Raw genomic sequence first — 15,926 nt, 5'->3', positions numbered from 1 at the left:
GATCGCTTCCCACGCATAGCCAATCGCCTGGCTGCCCGAGGTGCAGGCGCTGGAAGTCGGGATCACCCGGCCGCGCAGGCCAAAGATCAGCCCGGCGTTCACCGCCGTGGTATGCGGCATCATCTGCACATAGGTGGTGCCGGTAATGTTGTTGGTATGTTTTTCTGTCAGCATGGTGGCAAATTCACTGACCGGGCCGGTGCTGCCAGTAGATGAACCATAGGCAATACCGGTTTCCCCGCTGGTCAGCACCGGGTGATCGATCAAGCCGGCCTGTTCCAGCGCCAACTCGGTGGCGCGCGTCGCCATTAGCGACACTCGCCCCATCGAACGAATGCGTTTGCGCGTGTAGTGCGCAGGCAGTTCGAAGTTATCGACCGGGGCACCGAGCAAGGTGTGTAAGCCGTCGTAAATCTGCCATTCCGGCATTTTACGCACTGCATTTTGCCCCTGCTTAATGCGCGCAGCCACCGCTGGCCAGTTTTCACCAAAGGCAGTGACGCCCCCCATTCCGGTTACCACGACCCGCTGCATCACAGCATACCTCCATTAATTGAAATCACCTGACGCGTTACGTAGCCCGCAATATCCGACATCAAATAGCTGGCGAGCCCGGCGACTTCCTCAGCCGCGCCCATCCGTTTCATCGGGATGATTTTCAGCGCTTCGTCGATCACCATCGGCTCCAGATCCGTCATGCCGGTGTCAATCAAACCTGGCGCGATACAGTTCACGGTGATTTTGCGTTTTGCTAACTCGATGGCCAGCGCTTTGGTGGCACCAATAATCCCTGCCTTGGCCGCGCTGTAATTCACCTGACCGCGATTGCCCATGATACCGGACACCGAGGATAGGGTGACGATTCGGCCGCCTTTACGCAGACCAATCATCGGCATCACACAGGGATGAATCACGTTGTAGAAGCTGTCGAGGTTGGTGTGGATCACGCTGTCCCACTCATCTTCGGTCAGGGCCGGGAAAGCGCCGTCACGCGTAATACCGGCATTGTTCACTACGCCGTAATAGGCGCCGTGTTCGGCGATATCGTTTTCAATTGCCGTGCGTGTGGCTTCGCGATCGGCCACGTCAAACTGCAGAGTGCGCCCCACTCCGCCCGCATTCGTGATGTCCGCCAGCGTCTGTTGTGCACCCGCTGCATCACGGTGGTAATGCACCACCACGTTGAAACCATCCTGCGCCAGGCGAAGCGCAATGGCGCGGCCAATCCCTTTACTGGCGCCGGTCACTAATACGCTGCGCGTCATGCCTGCATCCCTTGTTGTAATTGGTTAAGTTCCTGTTCATCCGGCTGATAGGTATTCAGCCGACCGCTGGCAAGGACCGTATCCTGACTGCGGATCTCGCCTTCAAAGCTACCGAGCTTGTCGTCACGCATCAGCAGATGCATTTCCACCCGCAGCGTGCTGTCTGCGGCAAAGGTGGCAGCAGCGGCACGATAGCCGCGTCCCCCCAGTAACATGCCGGGGCGGATATTCCGATCGCCGCGCTGTCGGGCATGAAAGCCAGACCAGACGCCAACGGTCTGCGCCATGATCTCGACGCCAAACCACGCGGGCAGCTCGCCCTGCGCATTAAGAAACGGCGCGAGTACGCCCTGGTGGTTGATGGTCACTTCACACACCACACGCTCGTCGCTGACCTGAATCACGCGATCCAGCAGCAGCATCGGTGCACGGTGCGGCAGATAGTCGCCCACCGGCAGAAAATCAGTCATGAGGCTTTCCTACAATCAGGCAGGTGTTGTTCCCGCCAAAGGCAAAAGAGTTTGAGGCGATGATGGGACGCGCCAGCGGCTGTGGCAAAGTCAGCAGTCCGCAAACCGGCAGCGTGCTATCCAGGGTAGTGGCGCTAAAATCCTGCGCCGGTAACGCCAGATTCTGCTGCACGATGAGTGCCGCCAGCGCCGCCTCGGTCGCACCCGCCGCGCCGAGCGTGTGGCCCGTTAGGTGCTTAGTGGAACTACAGGGCACGCTATCGCCAAACAAACGATGAACCACGCCCGACTCGACCTGATCGTTGAGTGGTGTCGCGGTGCCGTGCAAATTAATGTAGCCGATATCCTGCGGCTGCAATTGGGCCTGCTTCAGCGCCATCTTCATCGCTTGCTCGGCGCCAATGCCTTCTGGATGCGGAGCCGACATATGCCAGGCGTCTGATGACTCACCCGCACCAAGCAGCGCCAGCGACTGCGGCTCACGCGTCAGCAGCAGCAGCGCCCCCGCTTCACCGATAGAAATACCGTCACGTCCTGCGCTGAACGGTGCACACTGGCGTTCGGATAACGAATCCAGGCTGGCAAAACCGTTTATTGGCATGCGGCTCAATGAATCCGCACCGCCCACCAGCGCCACATCCACCAGACCGGCCTCAATCAAGCGCTGTCCACTGATCAACGCGCGTGCACTGGAGGAACAGGCAGTAGAAATGGTGTACGCCGGGCCGTCCAGTTCAAGGTAGTGCGCCAGGAAACGCGACGGATCGCCCAACTCCTGCATGCGGTAATCGTAACCCGGTAAGCCTCTGTCAACCTGACGATCGCCTTCGTCCACGCCCGAGGTACTGGTGCCCAGCACCACCGCGACACGTTCACCACCAAAGCGGGCAATCGCCGCATCCACGGCCGGACGGATCTGCGCCAGCGCCGCCAGCAGCAGCTGATTATTGCGCGTGTTATGCGTGGCAAGTGCGGCGGGCACAGCTGGCAGTTCGCCCGGCACCTCGCCCAGCCAGCAGGTTTTACCTTGCTGCAACCAGCCTTCGCGCGGCTGCATGCCGGGTGCGTGGCCTGAGGTTAACTGCGCGGCAATCTGCTCCAGTGAGTTGCCAAGCGCATTCACCATGCCAAACGCCGAAATGTAGATCATGAAGATGCGTCCAGATGCTGAATTTGAATTTGATAACCGAAGGCGCGCTGGTCGATGCTGATCGGTTCACGTACGGTTCCCCGTTGCAGATAGCGAATCAACGTCACCACGTTACCGGCAGGATCGCGCAACTCACGACGATCACCCTCGTCGACCAGTTGCCAGCCTGGCGGCAACTGCGGTTGCCATGCGCTGAGCGGCCAGTGGCTCAGCATGACATCTGCCAGCACCTGGCTGGCTGGCGGCATTTCGGGCAGCGCCATCATCTGCTGCGTATGAATCCCGTTTTTATCATAGGTCACACGGAACAAGCGAATGCCCAGCGAGGACAAACCCGCCAGGCTGATTTGCTGTGAATCGGCGCTTAACAGCACCAGCAGTGACTGGGTTTTACCTTTGGCGTGGCCGGTCAGCAGTTGCTGCTGCTGAAACGCGGGTGAAATGCCCGGCGCAGGCAACGTGACGCGCACGCCCGGTTTCAGCCACGCGGTGGGCCGTTCGGATGGGCTGTCATGCTGCGCACAACCGCTTAACAGCAGGCTCAGCATCAACAACAAAGCACCTGTTTTCATCGTTGCTTCCTTTTCCCTGGTGCCAGCGCCAGCGGCGCTAACAAGAATGCACAAAAGATCCCGCTGCACAGCACCGTACCAAAACCACTGATCGCCGCTGTGCTGCTGAACACCAGCATGCCCAGCGTCAGCAGTGTGGTCATCATCGCCAGCGTGACGGCCAGCATAGAGGTCAGCGGCGTACCGCGCGGATTACTGAAGAACAGCGTGTAATTGATGCCGATGCCCAGCACCAGAATCAGCGCCAGCAAGGCAAATAAGTTCAGGCTGGCGCCAATCCAGCCTAATGTTGCCAGCGCTGCCGCCAGCGACAGCCAGGAAGGCAAGGCGCTGCGTAAACCCGCTTGCAGGCCAAGGCGCACGATGTAACTGACGGTGATCAGCAACAACGCCAGCGCCAACAGGCCACTCAGCAGCGTACGCCAGAAACGGAACAGTTCATCGTAGCTGGCTTTGCGATCGACCCAGCTCACGCCCGCCTGCTGCGTTGCTAAATCGAGTAACGCCGCACTGTTTTTCACGCCATTGACCGGCACCAGCACGCTGCTGCGTCCATCCGGCAGCGACAACCACAGCAAACGCCAGCCCTCGCTCAGCGGACTTGCCAGCCAGTCATCGGCATTGACTGGCATCGCCGCAAGATCGGCATTGGCTAACGTGATTCCCGCCTGTTTTAACCGCGTCAGGATATTCGGCGCAGCCTGCTGCAACAGCTGCAGATCCTGCTGTTGCTGATCCAGCGAATTAAGCGGCAATACGCGATAACCTGCCATCCAGCCCTGCTGCTGCGCCAGTTGTAGCTTGGGTGTCAGTGCGCTGAGACGTTGCAATGCCTGCTGCTCGTTATCCCCCCACACCACGAACCAGGTTTGGTCGGCCTGTTGTCCCGTGAGCTGTGCCAGTTGCCGATCCTGAGCCAGCAATTTAGCCGGAGCGCTCTGCAGATGAGCAATATCGTCATCGACGCGCAGCTGAATCATGCCGCTCAATGCATAGAGCGCCACCAGCAGTGGCAATCCGACTTTTAACAGCGTGTTGCGGCGCCATGCCGCTAACCAGCGCGCCAGCCACACCATACCGGGAATCGGTCGCACCGGCAGGCCACGCACCAGCCATGGATAAAAACAGATCACCGTCAGGCAAGATGCACTTAACCCGCTGGCGGCGAACACCGCCAGTTGGCGCAAACCGGGGAACGGTGCCAGCAGCATCAGCAACCAGGCAATCGCCGTGGTGCCCAGTGCCAGCAGTAACGTGGCGCGCACTTTATGCAGGCTTTGCCACGGCGTGTTTTGTTCGCCGTGTACCATGCGTTCCGTCAGATAGTACAAGGTATAATCGGCAGAGATGCCGACAATGCTGAGGCTCATCACTAAAGTCGTGAGATGCAGCTCACCAAAAAAGATCAAGGTCAGCACCGTACCCGCCATCGCGCCTATCGCCACCGAGAGCGCACACAGCGCCAGGGGCCGCAGCGAGCGGAACACCAGCCACACCAGCAGCAGCAAGCCGGCCAGTGTGACGCTGCCGAGCGTCTCGACATCATGCTGCGCGCGCTGGCTGGCATCATCGCTAAACAGCACTGTGCCACGCGTTAACAGCTGCGCATCTGGCCAGCGCGTTTTTAACTGCTGTTCAAGCTGGTTGAGGGCGGTCACCAACTGATGACTTTGCTGAATGCTAAAGGCATTGCTCGCCAGTTCACCGTGCAGGAAATACCAGCGGCGCTGCTGGGCGTCATTCACGGTTAACCAGCCGTTATGCAGTACCATTTTGCTGGCATTCTGCTGCAGTGCCAGCTGCGCGCCACGCACCAGCATCAGCGGATCGTTTTGAATTTCTTTACTGCTCACACCGGCAAACGCTGAAAACAGTTGCGCCAGAATCCAGTCGGCTTGTGCCGTACCGCCGTTTTGCAGACGGGCGCGCGTTAACGAATCGATCAGGCCGTTACGATGCTGGAAGGCGTAGGTGCCCCAACGCTGCATCTGGTCATCATCCAGCGCACCGCTCACCTGTTTCAGCATCGGCAGCGCCTGCAGCTGCGCTTGCCACCACTCTGCCGCTTCATCGCCGTGATCGTTATCGGCGCTCACCAGCCACACCAGCTGACGATCCAGCCGCTGCATAAAGCCTTGCTGGATTTCAGCGGGTGCCTGCCCCAGATTTTGTTGCGGCAGTAAAGCCAGCACGCTGCTGTTCAGCTGGCTGCGCGGCAACAGGATGGCCAGGGCCACCGCCAATGCCAGACAAACCGCCAGCCACAGCAGCGCAGCGGTTTTCTCACTGCGCTGGGGCAAAACGCGCTCGCTCTTCATCAGTCAGTTGTTTCGGCTTGGTGCGGGTATCACTTAAGGTGATGGCGGTTTTATCGCCCTGCTTATCATCCAGCGTAATGCTGTTAAGGAAGGCTGCACCTTGTAGATCGATGCGATTGAAGATTTTGTTCAGCGGTGCCGCCTTAGGCGTCAGGCTGAGCTGCCACTGGTCATTCCCTTTATCATGGAAATCGAGTTCAAAATTCTCGCGCAGCACCTTTTCGTCGGCCTTAAACAAGGCGCGCAGCAGATGATTGAACTGAAACATCTGCGGATTGCTGTCGGCGGTGATCACCTGCGGCAGCTGACCGCTCATGCTCTGCACCATGCGCTTATCATCGAGAATCAAGGTCATCACAAACGGCGTGGCCTGATGCCACCACAAACCTTGTTGCTGGGCGATTAATAACTGGCCACGCGACACCAGCGGCTGCGACATACCAGAAATGGTACGCACCTGCTCGAAGTTGGCGCGGATCACCGGCTGGCTGGCAAAACGCTGCTGCAGCTGATCCAACGTGATGGCCTGTGCGCTGGCACACAGCAACGTCAGCATCAGACAAAGAGTTCTGATCACGGTTTGACTCCCAGGCGTTCAAATAAAATATCGGGTGAAACGAAATTCATTTCCTGACTTGCCGCATCAACCGCCACCTGCAGCGTGTGTGCTTTGGTGGTGATCTGGCCCGCCACATTGCGGATGACATAATCGATACGCAGGCGGTTTTCGTATTCGGTAATGCGGGCTTCCACGCGGATCACCTCTTCACAGCGTAACGGCTGGCGATATTTGACACGCGTATCTACCACTGGCCAGACAAAACCGCTGGCGGTCATCTCACCGTAGCTGTAGTTGATGCTGCGCAGCAGCGCTTCACGCGCCACTTCAAAAAAGCGGAAATAGTTGCCGTGCCACACCACGCCCATCGGGTCGCAGTCGTGGAACGACACGGTTAATTCAACCTCAGCGCGCCAGATATGTTCACTCATCGCGGCTCTTCTCCTCTGGTAACGTCCAGAAATCGTAAAAGTTAAACCAGTCCAGCGGCGCCATCAGCGCATGCTGCTGCAGTCGTTCGGCATAGCGATCCACCGTGGCCTGCAGCGCCGCCTGTCGTTGGGCGCGCGGCAGCAGGATCGGATCGGCAAAGGGTTCACAATGCACTCGCAGTCTGCCCTGTTCCCGTAAGGCAAACATCAACAGCACCGGACAGCGTAAGGCGGCGGCCAGGACAAAAGGCCCCTGCGGAAACGGTGCCGGACGACCCATAAATGCACTCCACACCACGCGGCGTTCGCCCCCGCGCTGACGATGCACGGCGGTGCGATCGCCAACAATCGCCACCCATTCCCCGGCATCCAGTTTTTGCTGCAGCAGGATGGCCGTATCCGGGCCGATATCGGTGACCGGCATCAGATTCACCCCGGCCTGCGGTGCAATGCTCTCCAGCACCTCGCGAAAGCGCTGGGCGTTATCGGTAAACACCAGCGCATTGATCACCAGCCCACTGACCTGCTTTGCCATGGCGCGGCAGGCCTCGATATCACCCAGATGCGACGCGAGGATCAAATGTCCTTTGCCCTCCGCAGCACGGATGACCGCTTCGGCACCCGGCGCAAAATCAATATCGCGTCCCCACTGTACCTCTCCGCGCCAGCTGGCGACTTTATCCAGCATGCTGTAACCAAAGCGCAGAAAGTGGCGATAGCTATTGAGCGGCGTCGGCAGGGCAATCTGCTGTTTACTGGCTTCTGCCTGCACCCGCGTCAGCCATTGCTGAGAAGCGGTACGCGCCTCACGTCCGCTCAACCAGTAAACCGCCACCACCGGCCATAGCAACAGCACAAACGGCAGCCGCCCGGCGCGACGATACAACCACAGCATAAAACGCAACCCGCTCTGACCCCGACGTTCTGGCGTGGCGGCCCAGTGCTGCGCCGTTTTACCCCGGCTCAGTAACTGTGGGATGCGCGGCACCATGCCAAAGAACAGGCGCGTGTGCATCCATGAGATACGCAGGTTGTCGTGCAAGGCATCAAAATGTGACAGGCCACTTTCCGGATAGGTGACGCGCGTGCTGATAAAGCGGCTCGGCGTGCCCTGCCAGTAGAGTCGCACCATGATTTCGGTGTCGAAATCCATGCGCTGGCCAATCGGGTGGCGATCGCAGAGTGCCAATGAGGGTTGCAGCGGGTAGACGCGGAAACCGCACATGCTGTCTTTTAGCGAGAAAGAGAGCGTTTCAATCCACACCCAAAAATGGGTGATGTAACGGCCATACAAGCGGGATTTCGGAATGGAATCATCGTAAACAGGCTGGCCGGAGATCAGGCAATCGGGATGGCTTTCCGCTTCCGCCAGCATGCGCGGCGTGTCTTCCACCTGATGCTGACCATCCGCGTCGAGTTGTAGCGCGTGGCTGTATCCTGCTGCGGCGGCCCGGCGCATCCCGGCGATTACCGCCGCACCTTTGCCCTGATTAACCGGTAAGGTGAGGATATCCAGCTGTGGAGCCTCAAGGTCAGCGATCTGCTGCTGAGTCTGCGTATCACTGCCGTCATCGACGATAATCACCGGCAGATTAAAGGGAGCCAGCCGCGCCAGCACCGAGGCCAGCATGGCGCCGTGGTTGTAGCAGGGAATCAGCACACAGGGTTTGAAAGGCGCATTCAGCACAGGCGAATCTTCCCGCTGCTGGCAATCTCAGTGCTGTCCGCGTAAATCAGGCTGTAGCTGAAGCTCAGCAGTGATTTGTCTTCCTGCCAGCTCAGCTGCAGCTCTAGCTTCGCATCAGGCGGCACCGGCTGCTGAAACTTGATGTTCTCAATTGAACGGAAGTGTTTACCGATGGCCAGGCGTGACAGGCCGTAATGTAAAGCCCAGTCGAGCTGCGCCACGCCGGGTAAAATCGGTAAGGTCGGGAAGTGGCCGCGGAACCAAAACAGATCCGCGGCAGCATGCAGGCGCAGCGTCAGTGTTGCGCCCTGCTGCAGGGCGTTGAGTTCAACCGGCAACATCAAACAGTTCCTCAATTTGGGGCCAGGCGCGTTTACTCTGCGCCGTAACCGGAATCGCGTTGACGACACGCCAGTAACGCGGCATGGCGACTGGCTCCAGCCAGGGTTGTAGCGCGATTTTCCATTGTTTCTTGCGTTGGGTCAGCGTTGCGGCATCCAGCGTGTCCGGCAAAGCCAGCACCACGCCAATCGCCTGGCGTCCGTGACGCTGAATCGCCAGAGCGGCCGCGTCTTCTACGCCGGGTAAGGCCAGCAGTCTTCGCTCGATCTCACTGAGTGAAACGCGCTTATCTTCTATCTTCACCACCCGATCCTGACGCCCCGCCAGCTGAAATACGCCGGAGGGCTGTTGCACGATGCGATCGTCGAGCGGCCAACCTTCAGGGGTTTCCAGCAGAGCTGAAAACACCCGCCAGCCGGCTTCCTGCTGTACCAGCTTAACTTGGGGGAAACAGTGCCACGGGGCGTTTTCCGCCTGCACACAGCGCCAGCCGATCACGCCAGTTTCGGTGCTGCCGTAAATCTCATCCACCGCACACTCAAAGGCGCGCTGAGCGTGCTGTGCATCAGCCCAGGGCAATGCCCCGCCAGCCGAAACAATCAGCGCACATGAAGGTGCATCCAGGGCAGAATCCAGGCGACGCAAAAAAGCCGGGCTACTGATAAAGGCATAGCGACGATCGCGACGCTGATCGGCGAGCTGTTCACCGTAAAAAATTTGCTGAGCGGCAAGTGGCAAGCTCAGCGCCATCGGCAACACAATGCGAAACGTCAGGCCATACAGATGTTGATGGCTCACTGACGCAATCACGTGGCATTGCTGCAGACGGTCGGCCCATAACGCTGCCAGCCATTGCGCTTCAAGATCGAGTGCACGCAGTGATTTCACCACGCGACGCGGCGTCCCGGTGGAACCGGAGGTGAATAGCACCAGTTCGGCATCTTCGGCGATGGCAGGCAGTTCGCCCAGCGCCAGTGCACCGTCCCAGCGCAATTGTGGCAGGGACACCGCCAGCGGCATATCGCTGATCACGCCATCCAATTGTTCTGCCATCTCTTCCAGCTGCGCGGCCCGACAATGTCCGGGGATCACCGGGGTTTTACCGGCGTGCCATAACGCCAGCAGCGCCGCCGTGAAGTGATAACTGTTATCGAAGCACAACGCCCAGTGCTGACCCGGCTGGCTTTGGAGTTTTTCCATTAACGCCAGCACCTGCTGACGCATCTCCGATAACCAATGCTGTTGCTGCCCTTGCCAGGCCACCACGCGATCCGGCGCAGCCAGCCAGTCGCGGATACTCACCACCTTCATGCCTTGTTCCTCATACGCTGACGCAGCAACCATTCGCCGCCCGTCAGCGTGCCCATCAGCAGATAGCTGATGCACCCATTCCAGAGTGTCCACAGCGAGAGATCATTGAGCAGGCAAGTGACCAACGCCACGCTGCCATTAATAATGAAAAATCCACACCATACCTGTGTCACGCGCCGCGTATAGCGCACGGCCCGCGCGGGGAAATCCGCTTCACGCAGCCGCGCTAAACGCTCGACCAGCGGCATCGGGCTCCACAAAGATGTGCCAAACAGCAGCAGCATCAGCCCATTCACCACCACCGGATACCACAGCAACAAATGCTGACTGCGCAACAGCATGCTGGCGAGGCACAGTAAGGTCCCCACCAGCGCCAGCGACAGCATCACTCGCCCCATCGCGCCCTGCGCATGACGTAACTGCCAGATGCGCCAACCAAACAGCAGGGCTAACAGAGCAATCACGCCGCGCCATTGCGGATGGGTGACGGCAAGCCACACCAGAAACGGCCAGGCCAGCAGGGCCAGACCATTTATCAGGCGCAGAAAGGCTGGCATGCCGGAAATCAGGCTTCGTCGCGCATCAGTTGATCGACGGCATCCACCACATCCTGCACGGTGCGAACCGCACGGAAGGCTTCAGGTTTGATTTTTCGGCCGGTACGCTTTTGCAGGTGCACCACCATGTCCACCGCATCAATGCTGTCGAGTTCGAGATCTTCATACAGACGGGCATCCGGGCGGATATCATCGGCATCAATTTCAAACAGCGAGGTGAGCAGCGAGGCCACTTCCTGGTAAATTTCGTCTTTATTCATCATTTTGACTGTTCTCAGGCTTGCTGTTGTTCAACAAACGCGGCCAGCGTGGCCACGGAAAAAAAGTGCGCGCGTAAGGTTTCGCTTTCTGCAGAAAGCTGTACGCCGAAGCGATTTTTCACCGCCAGTCCCAGCTCAAGGGCATCGATTGAATCGAGTCCCAACCCTTCGCCAAACAAGGGGGCGTCGGTTTCTATATCGTCCGGGCTGATATCTTCCAGATTCAGCGTGTCGATAATCATCAGTTTGATGTCGTCAATCAGTGCTTGCATAACTTACTTTGTCTCTTCAGGGACCAGCGCCTGTTGCAGGTGACGCGTCAGGCGACGCGCGGCGAGCGGCTGCGCATCTTCTTCGGCTTCACTAAAGGCCTGGCTATCAATACGCGATTGTACGCGTACAGTAAAAACGGGTTTAACCAGCGGAATCTGATACCAGCGACTTTGCTTATCGAGCATACGCTGGGTGCAGCTAATATGTACCACGCGCAGATCGCATCCGGCACGCACCGCGATATTGGCGGCACCGCGTTGCAGCTTTAACGGTTCACCATAACGGGTACGCGTCCCTTCAGGAAAAATCAGAATGGTATCGCCGCGCGCTAAACGCTGCTGGCTATCGGGCAACAAGGTATCGGCTTCGCTGTTAATCAGGTAATCGGCAGATTTAATGACGCCATTAAAAAAAATATTGTGCTGCAGTTCGGCTTTTACCAGACAATCCATTTCCGGAAGCACCGAAGCAATCATCACATAATCAATTAACGAAGGATGATTGGCGACAATCAGACAGCCGCGATCCTGGCGCAGTAGCTCCGCACCAATGATCCGATAATCGTAGACACCGACAAAGCGACAAAAGCGCAGGAAACAGCGGAAGCTCCAGGCAATGCTGCTGCGTGCAATCTGACGACGACGCAGGCCATCGCGCTGAATCAGCAACAGCAGGTTAAACCAGGTCACAGACAGCAGCAGACCGCCCACGCTGAACAGCGTAAAACTCACGGCAGTCATCACCAGTCGCCAGTAAAAGTTGCAGCCAGCACGCCAGCGCAGGGCTAACGAATTATCCGCCATGATGACGCTCCCAGTGCCACAGGTGACGTTTACCGGCAATCGTCATTCGTTCGTCACCTTGCAACATCGCCTGCAGGAATTGCAGACTTTGCGGCAAAGTCTCGGCTGCGGGGCGCGCGGGCTCTGCTGTGCAGCGCCACTCATTGCCAGATTGCAGCAACAAAGCCACCGCGTAAGGGGCGTTGAAGCGGTCAATTTCGGGTAGCCACGGCTGATAATAGGCAGGTACAACGCCGTCAAAATCCACCAGCAGCACCTGCGCGTAGCCCGCCTGATGCAAAGCCGCGACCTCAAGCAAACCCTGTTGAAAACTGTCCATGCCCGCTGAAATTGACGAAGAGACCAGCGACTGTCGCGCCGCAATGGTTAAACTCCCCACCGCAGAGTTGTGTCCGGACATGGCAAAATCGGTCGGAGAGAGCGCCTGCTGATCTTTTAACGCCGTGAGTATGCGCAGATTACGTTCCAGCTCACCGTGGCGGCTGGTAAACACAATGGCATCCATCGTTTGACGTGCCAGTAGCGCCAGCCCGCTTTCCACAGCCGCACGGCTGCCCGCACTCAGGCGGCGTGCAGTCATCATCGGCAAAAATTGGGGTTTGGCGATCGGTAGGGTGGCGTCCAACGCGGTTTGCTGTCCGGCCCAGTGCTGCCACTCATCGGCAGTGCTGTGACCTGGTGCAATCGCGTGCCAGTCAACCAGGGTGTAAGCGAGTTTCATACCTGTATTCTTTCTTCAGCCTCAGGGATGGTCAGATTTTCGCTGTGCGGCATCCCTTCCCTGCTTGCGTTCGAGTCCGTCATCCGTCTCATGCGAATGTCGCCGATTAACAAGGCGGGCACGTGGCCCGCCTGTTTTCTCTTTCGGCAGCGTTAGCGCTTTCTTTAAAACATTATGTCAGCGATCACGCATGGCGCTTATTTTACGGCCTGAACCGCAAGACGCGTCTGAATACCCTGGTTCAGATTCTGAATCCAGCGGTTGTAGTTACGATGGATCTGGCCACTGCCCGCTTTCAGATTGGTACTGCTCACATAATCAATGCGGTAGCTGTTTGCAGCATAAGTGATGCGAATGTCGGCCGTATGACCGCGCTCGGACAGCTTACCGTTCATCACGCCTGGGCCTGCCGGGGAAATCACCCAGTGGTTGGCCGCACCGGCTTCAACAATGGCGCGCTGCATTTGACTATCCGTGTAGCTCTGCCCAACGGTCTGGCTCACGTTCTGAATGGGCGCGGTGCGCGGTGCGCAACCCGTCATTAATGCCGCTGTCACGATTAAGGCAAGCGCCGCTTTTTTTTTCATCATTTCCTTTGTTTCCCCTGTCGTAGCCAATCACCACTAATGGCGACCGTGTGCGTAATTGAACTTGCACTGATCCGTTCAGACTTTGTAAAGCGCGCGAATAATACCACTATATGTAAAGACAAGTAAAAAAAAGCACGAATGACTTAAGCAGCGCCTCATTTCATGGCAAAAGCAGAAATTGCCGGGTTTACAGCGTAAAATCTGCCACAAAACCGGCTTGTGGCATGATGTTTAGCCCTGCCAGCCGCCGCCTAGCGATCGGTAAAGATCGATTTGTGCGAGCAACAGAGTGTTTTTCACTGAGACAATATTGAGCTGAGTGTTAAACAAGGTGCGCTGCGCGTCCAGTTCATCCAGATAAGAGGCATAACCGTTCTGATAACGATTACGTGCGATGCGATATGCTTCTGTCACATAGCCTTCTTGCTTCTGCAATTCCGTCAGCTGTTCCTCACTGCGGCGAATGGCATCCAACGCGTTATCCACATCCGAAAAGGCACCGCGTACCACTTTCTCATAGCCATAAAGCGCCTGGTTACGTGCGGCCATCGCCACATCCACCTGCGCCGTCAGTGCTTCGCGATTTAATAGTGGTGCGAGAATGCTGCCGCCAATGCTCCACAGGCGGAAGGGATTCTCGAGTAACTGATGCAGTTGAAAACTTTGCAGCGTGCCGGTCGCCGTCAGATTAAGTGAAGGCAATAAATCGGCCTGCGCCGAAGCCAGCGAGGCATCCGCGGCAATCAACTGACGCTGTGCCTGCACGATATCCGGGCGGCGGTTGAGCAGCTGAGACGGCAACAACGCCGGCAGCGTCTGCGGTTTGATATGGTCGAAGTTGCGGGTACGGGCAATCTCGCGCGGATTCATGCCCACCAGCACGCTGAGTGCATTCTCTTGTTGTTCGATTTGATGCTGTAACTGCGGCACCTGCGCTTTCGCGGTCTGATATTCCGATGCCGCCTGCATCCACTCCAGTCGTGAGGTATAGCCGGTTTCAAACTGGCGCTGCGCCAGATTTAACGAGTTTTCACGCGTGGCCAGCGTCGCTTCGGTGACACGCAATTGTTCGTCCAGCGCGCACAAACTGAGGTAACCGGAGGCCACCGAACTGGCCACCGTTAATTCAGCCGCGGAAGCTGCAGCACGCTGGGCATCCAGAGACGCTTGCGAAGCAAGAATGCTGTTGCTGCGACTGCCCCAGAGGTCCACGTCATAGTTTGCCTGCAGCAGTCCCTGGAAGACGGCATTCTCATACGGTTGCCCGGTTACTGCCGACAATGCGCGCTGGTGTGTGGCGGCAACCCCGGCGGATAGCGTGGGGAAATTATCCCCCTGCGCAGCACGCAATTGCGCGCGGTACTGATCGACCCGTGAACGGGCAATCAGGATATCGCTGTTATGTTGCAACGCCTGGTTCACTAAGCGGTTAAGGTTATCGTCGCCAAAGCGTTGCCACCACTGTGCTTCGGGTGCTGCCGATGGGCCAACCTGCTGGCGCCAACTGTCCGGGATCGGTAAGGATGATGGGGCCTTTTCCACTTCTGTCGCGCAGCCGCTAACCATCAACGTCATCAGCGAGGCGAGGATTAACCGCTTCATGGCGCATCCTTGTGCGGCTCTGCTGCAGTATCAATATTGACTTCAACCGACATGCCGGGACGCAATTCTTCAGTATCGCCGAGGATTTGAATACGTACCGGAATACGCTGTGCGATCTTCACAAAGTTACCGGTGGCATTGTCCGGTGAAATGGCACTGAATTCCGAACCGGCGGCGGGGGAAATAAATTCAACCCGGCCGTCAAAACGCTTGCCGTCCAGTGCATCAACCCGAATCGTCACGGGTAATCCTGGACGCACACGTGCCAGCTGTGTTTCTTTCAGATTGGCGATCACCCACTTGTTGTCCGGCACCACTGAGGTCAGGCGTGTGCCTGCCGTAACATAAGTGCCTTTACGCACCGACAATTGACCCAGTTGTCCGCTATCCGGCGCAATGATGCGCGTGTTGGCCAAATCGATATTGGCCAGTTCCAGTGCGGCTTTAGCGCTGGCGACATCGCCTTCCAGGGAACCGCGATTCACGATGACCGTTTGTAAACTCTGCTGCGATACCGCAACCTGCGCATCTGCCTGGCGAAGTTGCGCTTGCGCCTGCGCGTTAGCGGCACGCGCCGCGTCACGTTCACGCACGGAGAGCGACCCATCGGCCGCCAGATTTTCTACACGCTTCAGGTCAAGGCTGCTTTTCAGCGCCTGGGCTTTGGCATTCTCCAGCGCAGCTTTATTGCTGAGAATATTGGCTTCCGCACTGCGGCGTTGCTGTTGGTTATTGTTTTGCGCAGCGATTTTCATATCCAGCTGCGCTTGCGCCTGATGCACGCGCTGGCGATAGATACGATCGTCAATGGTCATCAGTAACTGCCCTTTGGTGACCGGTTGTAAATCCACCACATTCACGTCGGTCAGATAGCCGCTGACCTGCGGGCTGATAAAGGTGACCTGCCCGCGCACATAGGCGTTCTCCGTTGACTGAATCGTGCTGGTAAACGGCCACAGCTGCCAGGCGTATAAAATCACCAATACGCCAACGATCACGACGCCGCTGCCGAAAG

At 57.8% G+C, this 15,926-nt stretch carries 19 protein-coding genes; all 19 read right to left on the bottom strand.

The features are described from left to right. Positions 1-534: beta-ketoacyl synthase N-terminal-like domain-containing protein (locus RT340_RS15085; protein ID WP_313376840.1), on the bottom strand; the 534-nt coding region annotated here is incomplete at its 3' end. Beyond that, the gene (locus RT340_RS15080; protein ID WP_034820202.1) at positions 534-1,265 is read right to left on the bottom strand and encodes a 3-ketoacyl-ACP reductase FabG2; all 732 of its coding nucleotides are present in this window, start codon (positions 1,263-1,265) and stop codon (positions 534-536) included. The genes RT340_RS15080 and RT340_RS15085, both read right to left, overlap by 1 nt. Then, entirely contained in the window at positions 1,262-1,735 is a 474-nt protein-coding gene (locus tag RT340_RS15075) for a hotdog family protein (RefSeq protein WP_097119594.1), read from the bottom strand. The genes RT340_RS15080 and RT340_RS15075 overlap by 4 nt, the downstream gene beginning before the upstream one ends. Further along, positions 1,728-2,885: a beta-ketoacyl-[acyl-carrier-protein] synthase family protein gene (locus tag RT340_RS15070; protein WP_211727770.1), complete on the bottom strand. Its 1,158-nt coding sequence runs from the start codon at positions 2,883-2,885 to the stop codon at positions 1,728-1,730. The genes RT340_RS15075 and RT340_RS15070 overlap by 8 nt, the downstream gene beginning before the upstream one ends. Next, complete coding sequence (locus RT340_RS15065) at positions 2,882-3,457, bottom strand: DUF3261 domain-containing protein (RefSeq protein ID WP_211727769.1); 576 nt, start codon at positions 3,455-3,457, stop codon at positions 2,882-2,884. The genes RT340_RS15070 and RT340_RS15065 overlap by 4 nt, the downstream gene beginning before the upstream one ends. Next, the gene (locus RT340_RS15060) at positions 3,454-5,775 is read right to left on the bottom strand and encodes an MMPL family transporter (protein ID WP_211727768.1); all 2,322 of its coding nucleotides are present in this window, start codon (positions 5,773-5,775) and stop codon (positions 3,454-3,456) included. Before RT340_RS15060 ends, RT340_RS15065 begins: the two co-directional genes overlap by 4 nt. Further along, on the bottom strand, positions 5,741-6,352 hold the full coding sequence (locus RT340_RS15055) for an outer membrane lipoprotein carrier protein LolA (protein WP_409566156.1): 612 nt from the start codon (positions 6,350-6,352) through the stop codon (positions 5,741-5,743). The genes RT340_RS15060 and RT340_RS15055 overlap by 35 nt, the downstream gene beginning before the upstream one ends. Next, positions 6,349-6,765: an acyl-CoA thioesterase gene (locus RT340_RS15050; RefSeq protein ID WP_097119589.1), complete on the bottom strand. Its 417-nt coding sequence runs from the start codon at positions 6,763-6,765 to the stop codon at positions 6,349-6,351. Before RT340_RS15050 ends, RT340_RS15055 begins: the two co-directional genes overlap by 4 nt. After that, positions 6,758-8,452, bottom strand: a complete 1,695-nt coding sequence (locus tag RT340_RS15045; RefSeq protein WP_313376835.1) for a glycosyltransferase — start codon at positions 8,450-8,452, stop codon at positions 6,758-6,760. Before RT340_RS15045 ends, RT340_RS15050 begins: the two co-directional genes overlap by 8 nt. Further along, a complete protein-coding gene (locus RT340_RS15040) occupies positions 8,446-8,793 on the bottom strand; it encodes a hydroxymyristoyl-ACP dehydratase (RefSeq protein ID WP_313376833.1) in 348 nt (115 codons plus the stop codon). The genes RT340_RS15045 and RT340_RS15040 overlap by 7 nt, the downstream gene beginning before the upstream one ends. Beyond that, complete coding sequence (locus RT340_RS15035; RefSeq protein WP_097119586.1) at positions 8,780-10,105, bottom strand: AMP-binding protein; 1,326 nt, start codon at positions 10,103-10,105, stop codon at positions 8,780-8,782. Before RT340_RS15035 ends, RT340_RS15040 begins: the two co-directional genes overlap by 14 nt. Beyond that, entirely contained in the window at positions 10,102-10,662 is a 561-nt protein-coding gene (locus RT340_RS15030) for a hypothetical protein (protein WP_313376830.1), read from the bottom strand. The genes RT340_RS15035 and RT340_RS15030 overlap by 4 nt, the downstream gene beginning before the upstream one ends. Positions 10,663-10,670: 8 nt before the next feature. Further along, entirely contained in the window at positions 10,671-10,925 is a 255-nt protein-coding gene (locus tag RT340_RS15025; protein ID WP_034820249.1) for an acyl carrier protein, read from the bottom strand. Positions 10,926-10,936: 11 nt separating this feature from the next. Beyond that, positions 10,937-11,194: a phosphopantetheine-binding protein gene (locus tag RT340_RS15020; RefSeq protein ID WP_034820252.1), complete on the bottom strand. Its 258-nt coding sequence runs from the start codon at positions 11,192-11,194 to the stop codon at positions 10,937-10,939. Positions 11,195-11,197: 3 nt separating this feature from the next. After that, positions 11,198-11,998, bottom strand: coding sequence for a 1-acyl-sn-glycerol-3-phosphate acyltransferase (locus RT340_RS15015; RefSeq protein ID WP_313376826.1), 801 nt, complete (start codon positions 11,996-11,998; stop codon positions 11,198-11,200). Continuing rightward, positions 11,988-12,719 carry a beta-ketoacyl synthase chain length factor gene (locus RT340_RS15010; RefSeq protein ID WP_313376824.1) on the bottom strand — a complete coding sequence of 244 codons (732 nt, stop codon included), beginning with the start codon at positions 12,717-12,719 and terminating at the stop codon, positions 11,988-11,990. The genes RT340_RS15015 and RT340_RS15010 overlap by 11 nt, the downstream gene beginning before the upstream one ends. Positions 12,720-12,916: 197 nt before the next feature. After that, positions 12,917-13,309 carry a hypothetical protein gene (locus tag RT340_RS15005; RefSeq protein WP_313376822.1) on the bottom strand — a complete coding sequence of 131 codons (393 nt, stop codon included), beginning with the start codon at positions 13,307-13,309 and terminating at the stop codon, positions 12,917-12,919. 231 nt (positions 13,310-13,540) lie between these two features. Further along, complete coding sequence (locus RT340_RS15000; protein WP_283216021.1) at positions 13,541-14,911, bottom strand: efflux transporter outer membrane subunit; 1,371 nt, start codon at positions 14,909-14,911, stop codon at positions 13,541-13,543. Then, the coding region (locus tag RT340_RS14995; protein WP_313376819.1) for an HlyD family secretion protein at positions 14,908-15,926 on the bottom strand (1,019 nt) is incomplete at its 5' end. The genes RT340_RS14995 and RT340_RS15000, both read right to left, overlap by 4 nt.

Source organism: Pantoea sp. CTOTU50773 (assembly GCF_032082325.1).
Taxonomy (GTDB): Bacteria; Pseudomonadota; Gammaproteobacteria; order Enterobacterales; family Enterobacteriaceae; genus Pantoea; species Pantoea communis.
The sequence above is the reverse complement of the archived record's forward strand: the minus strand, read 5'-3'. Positions and strand labels throughout refer to the sequence as shown.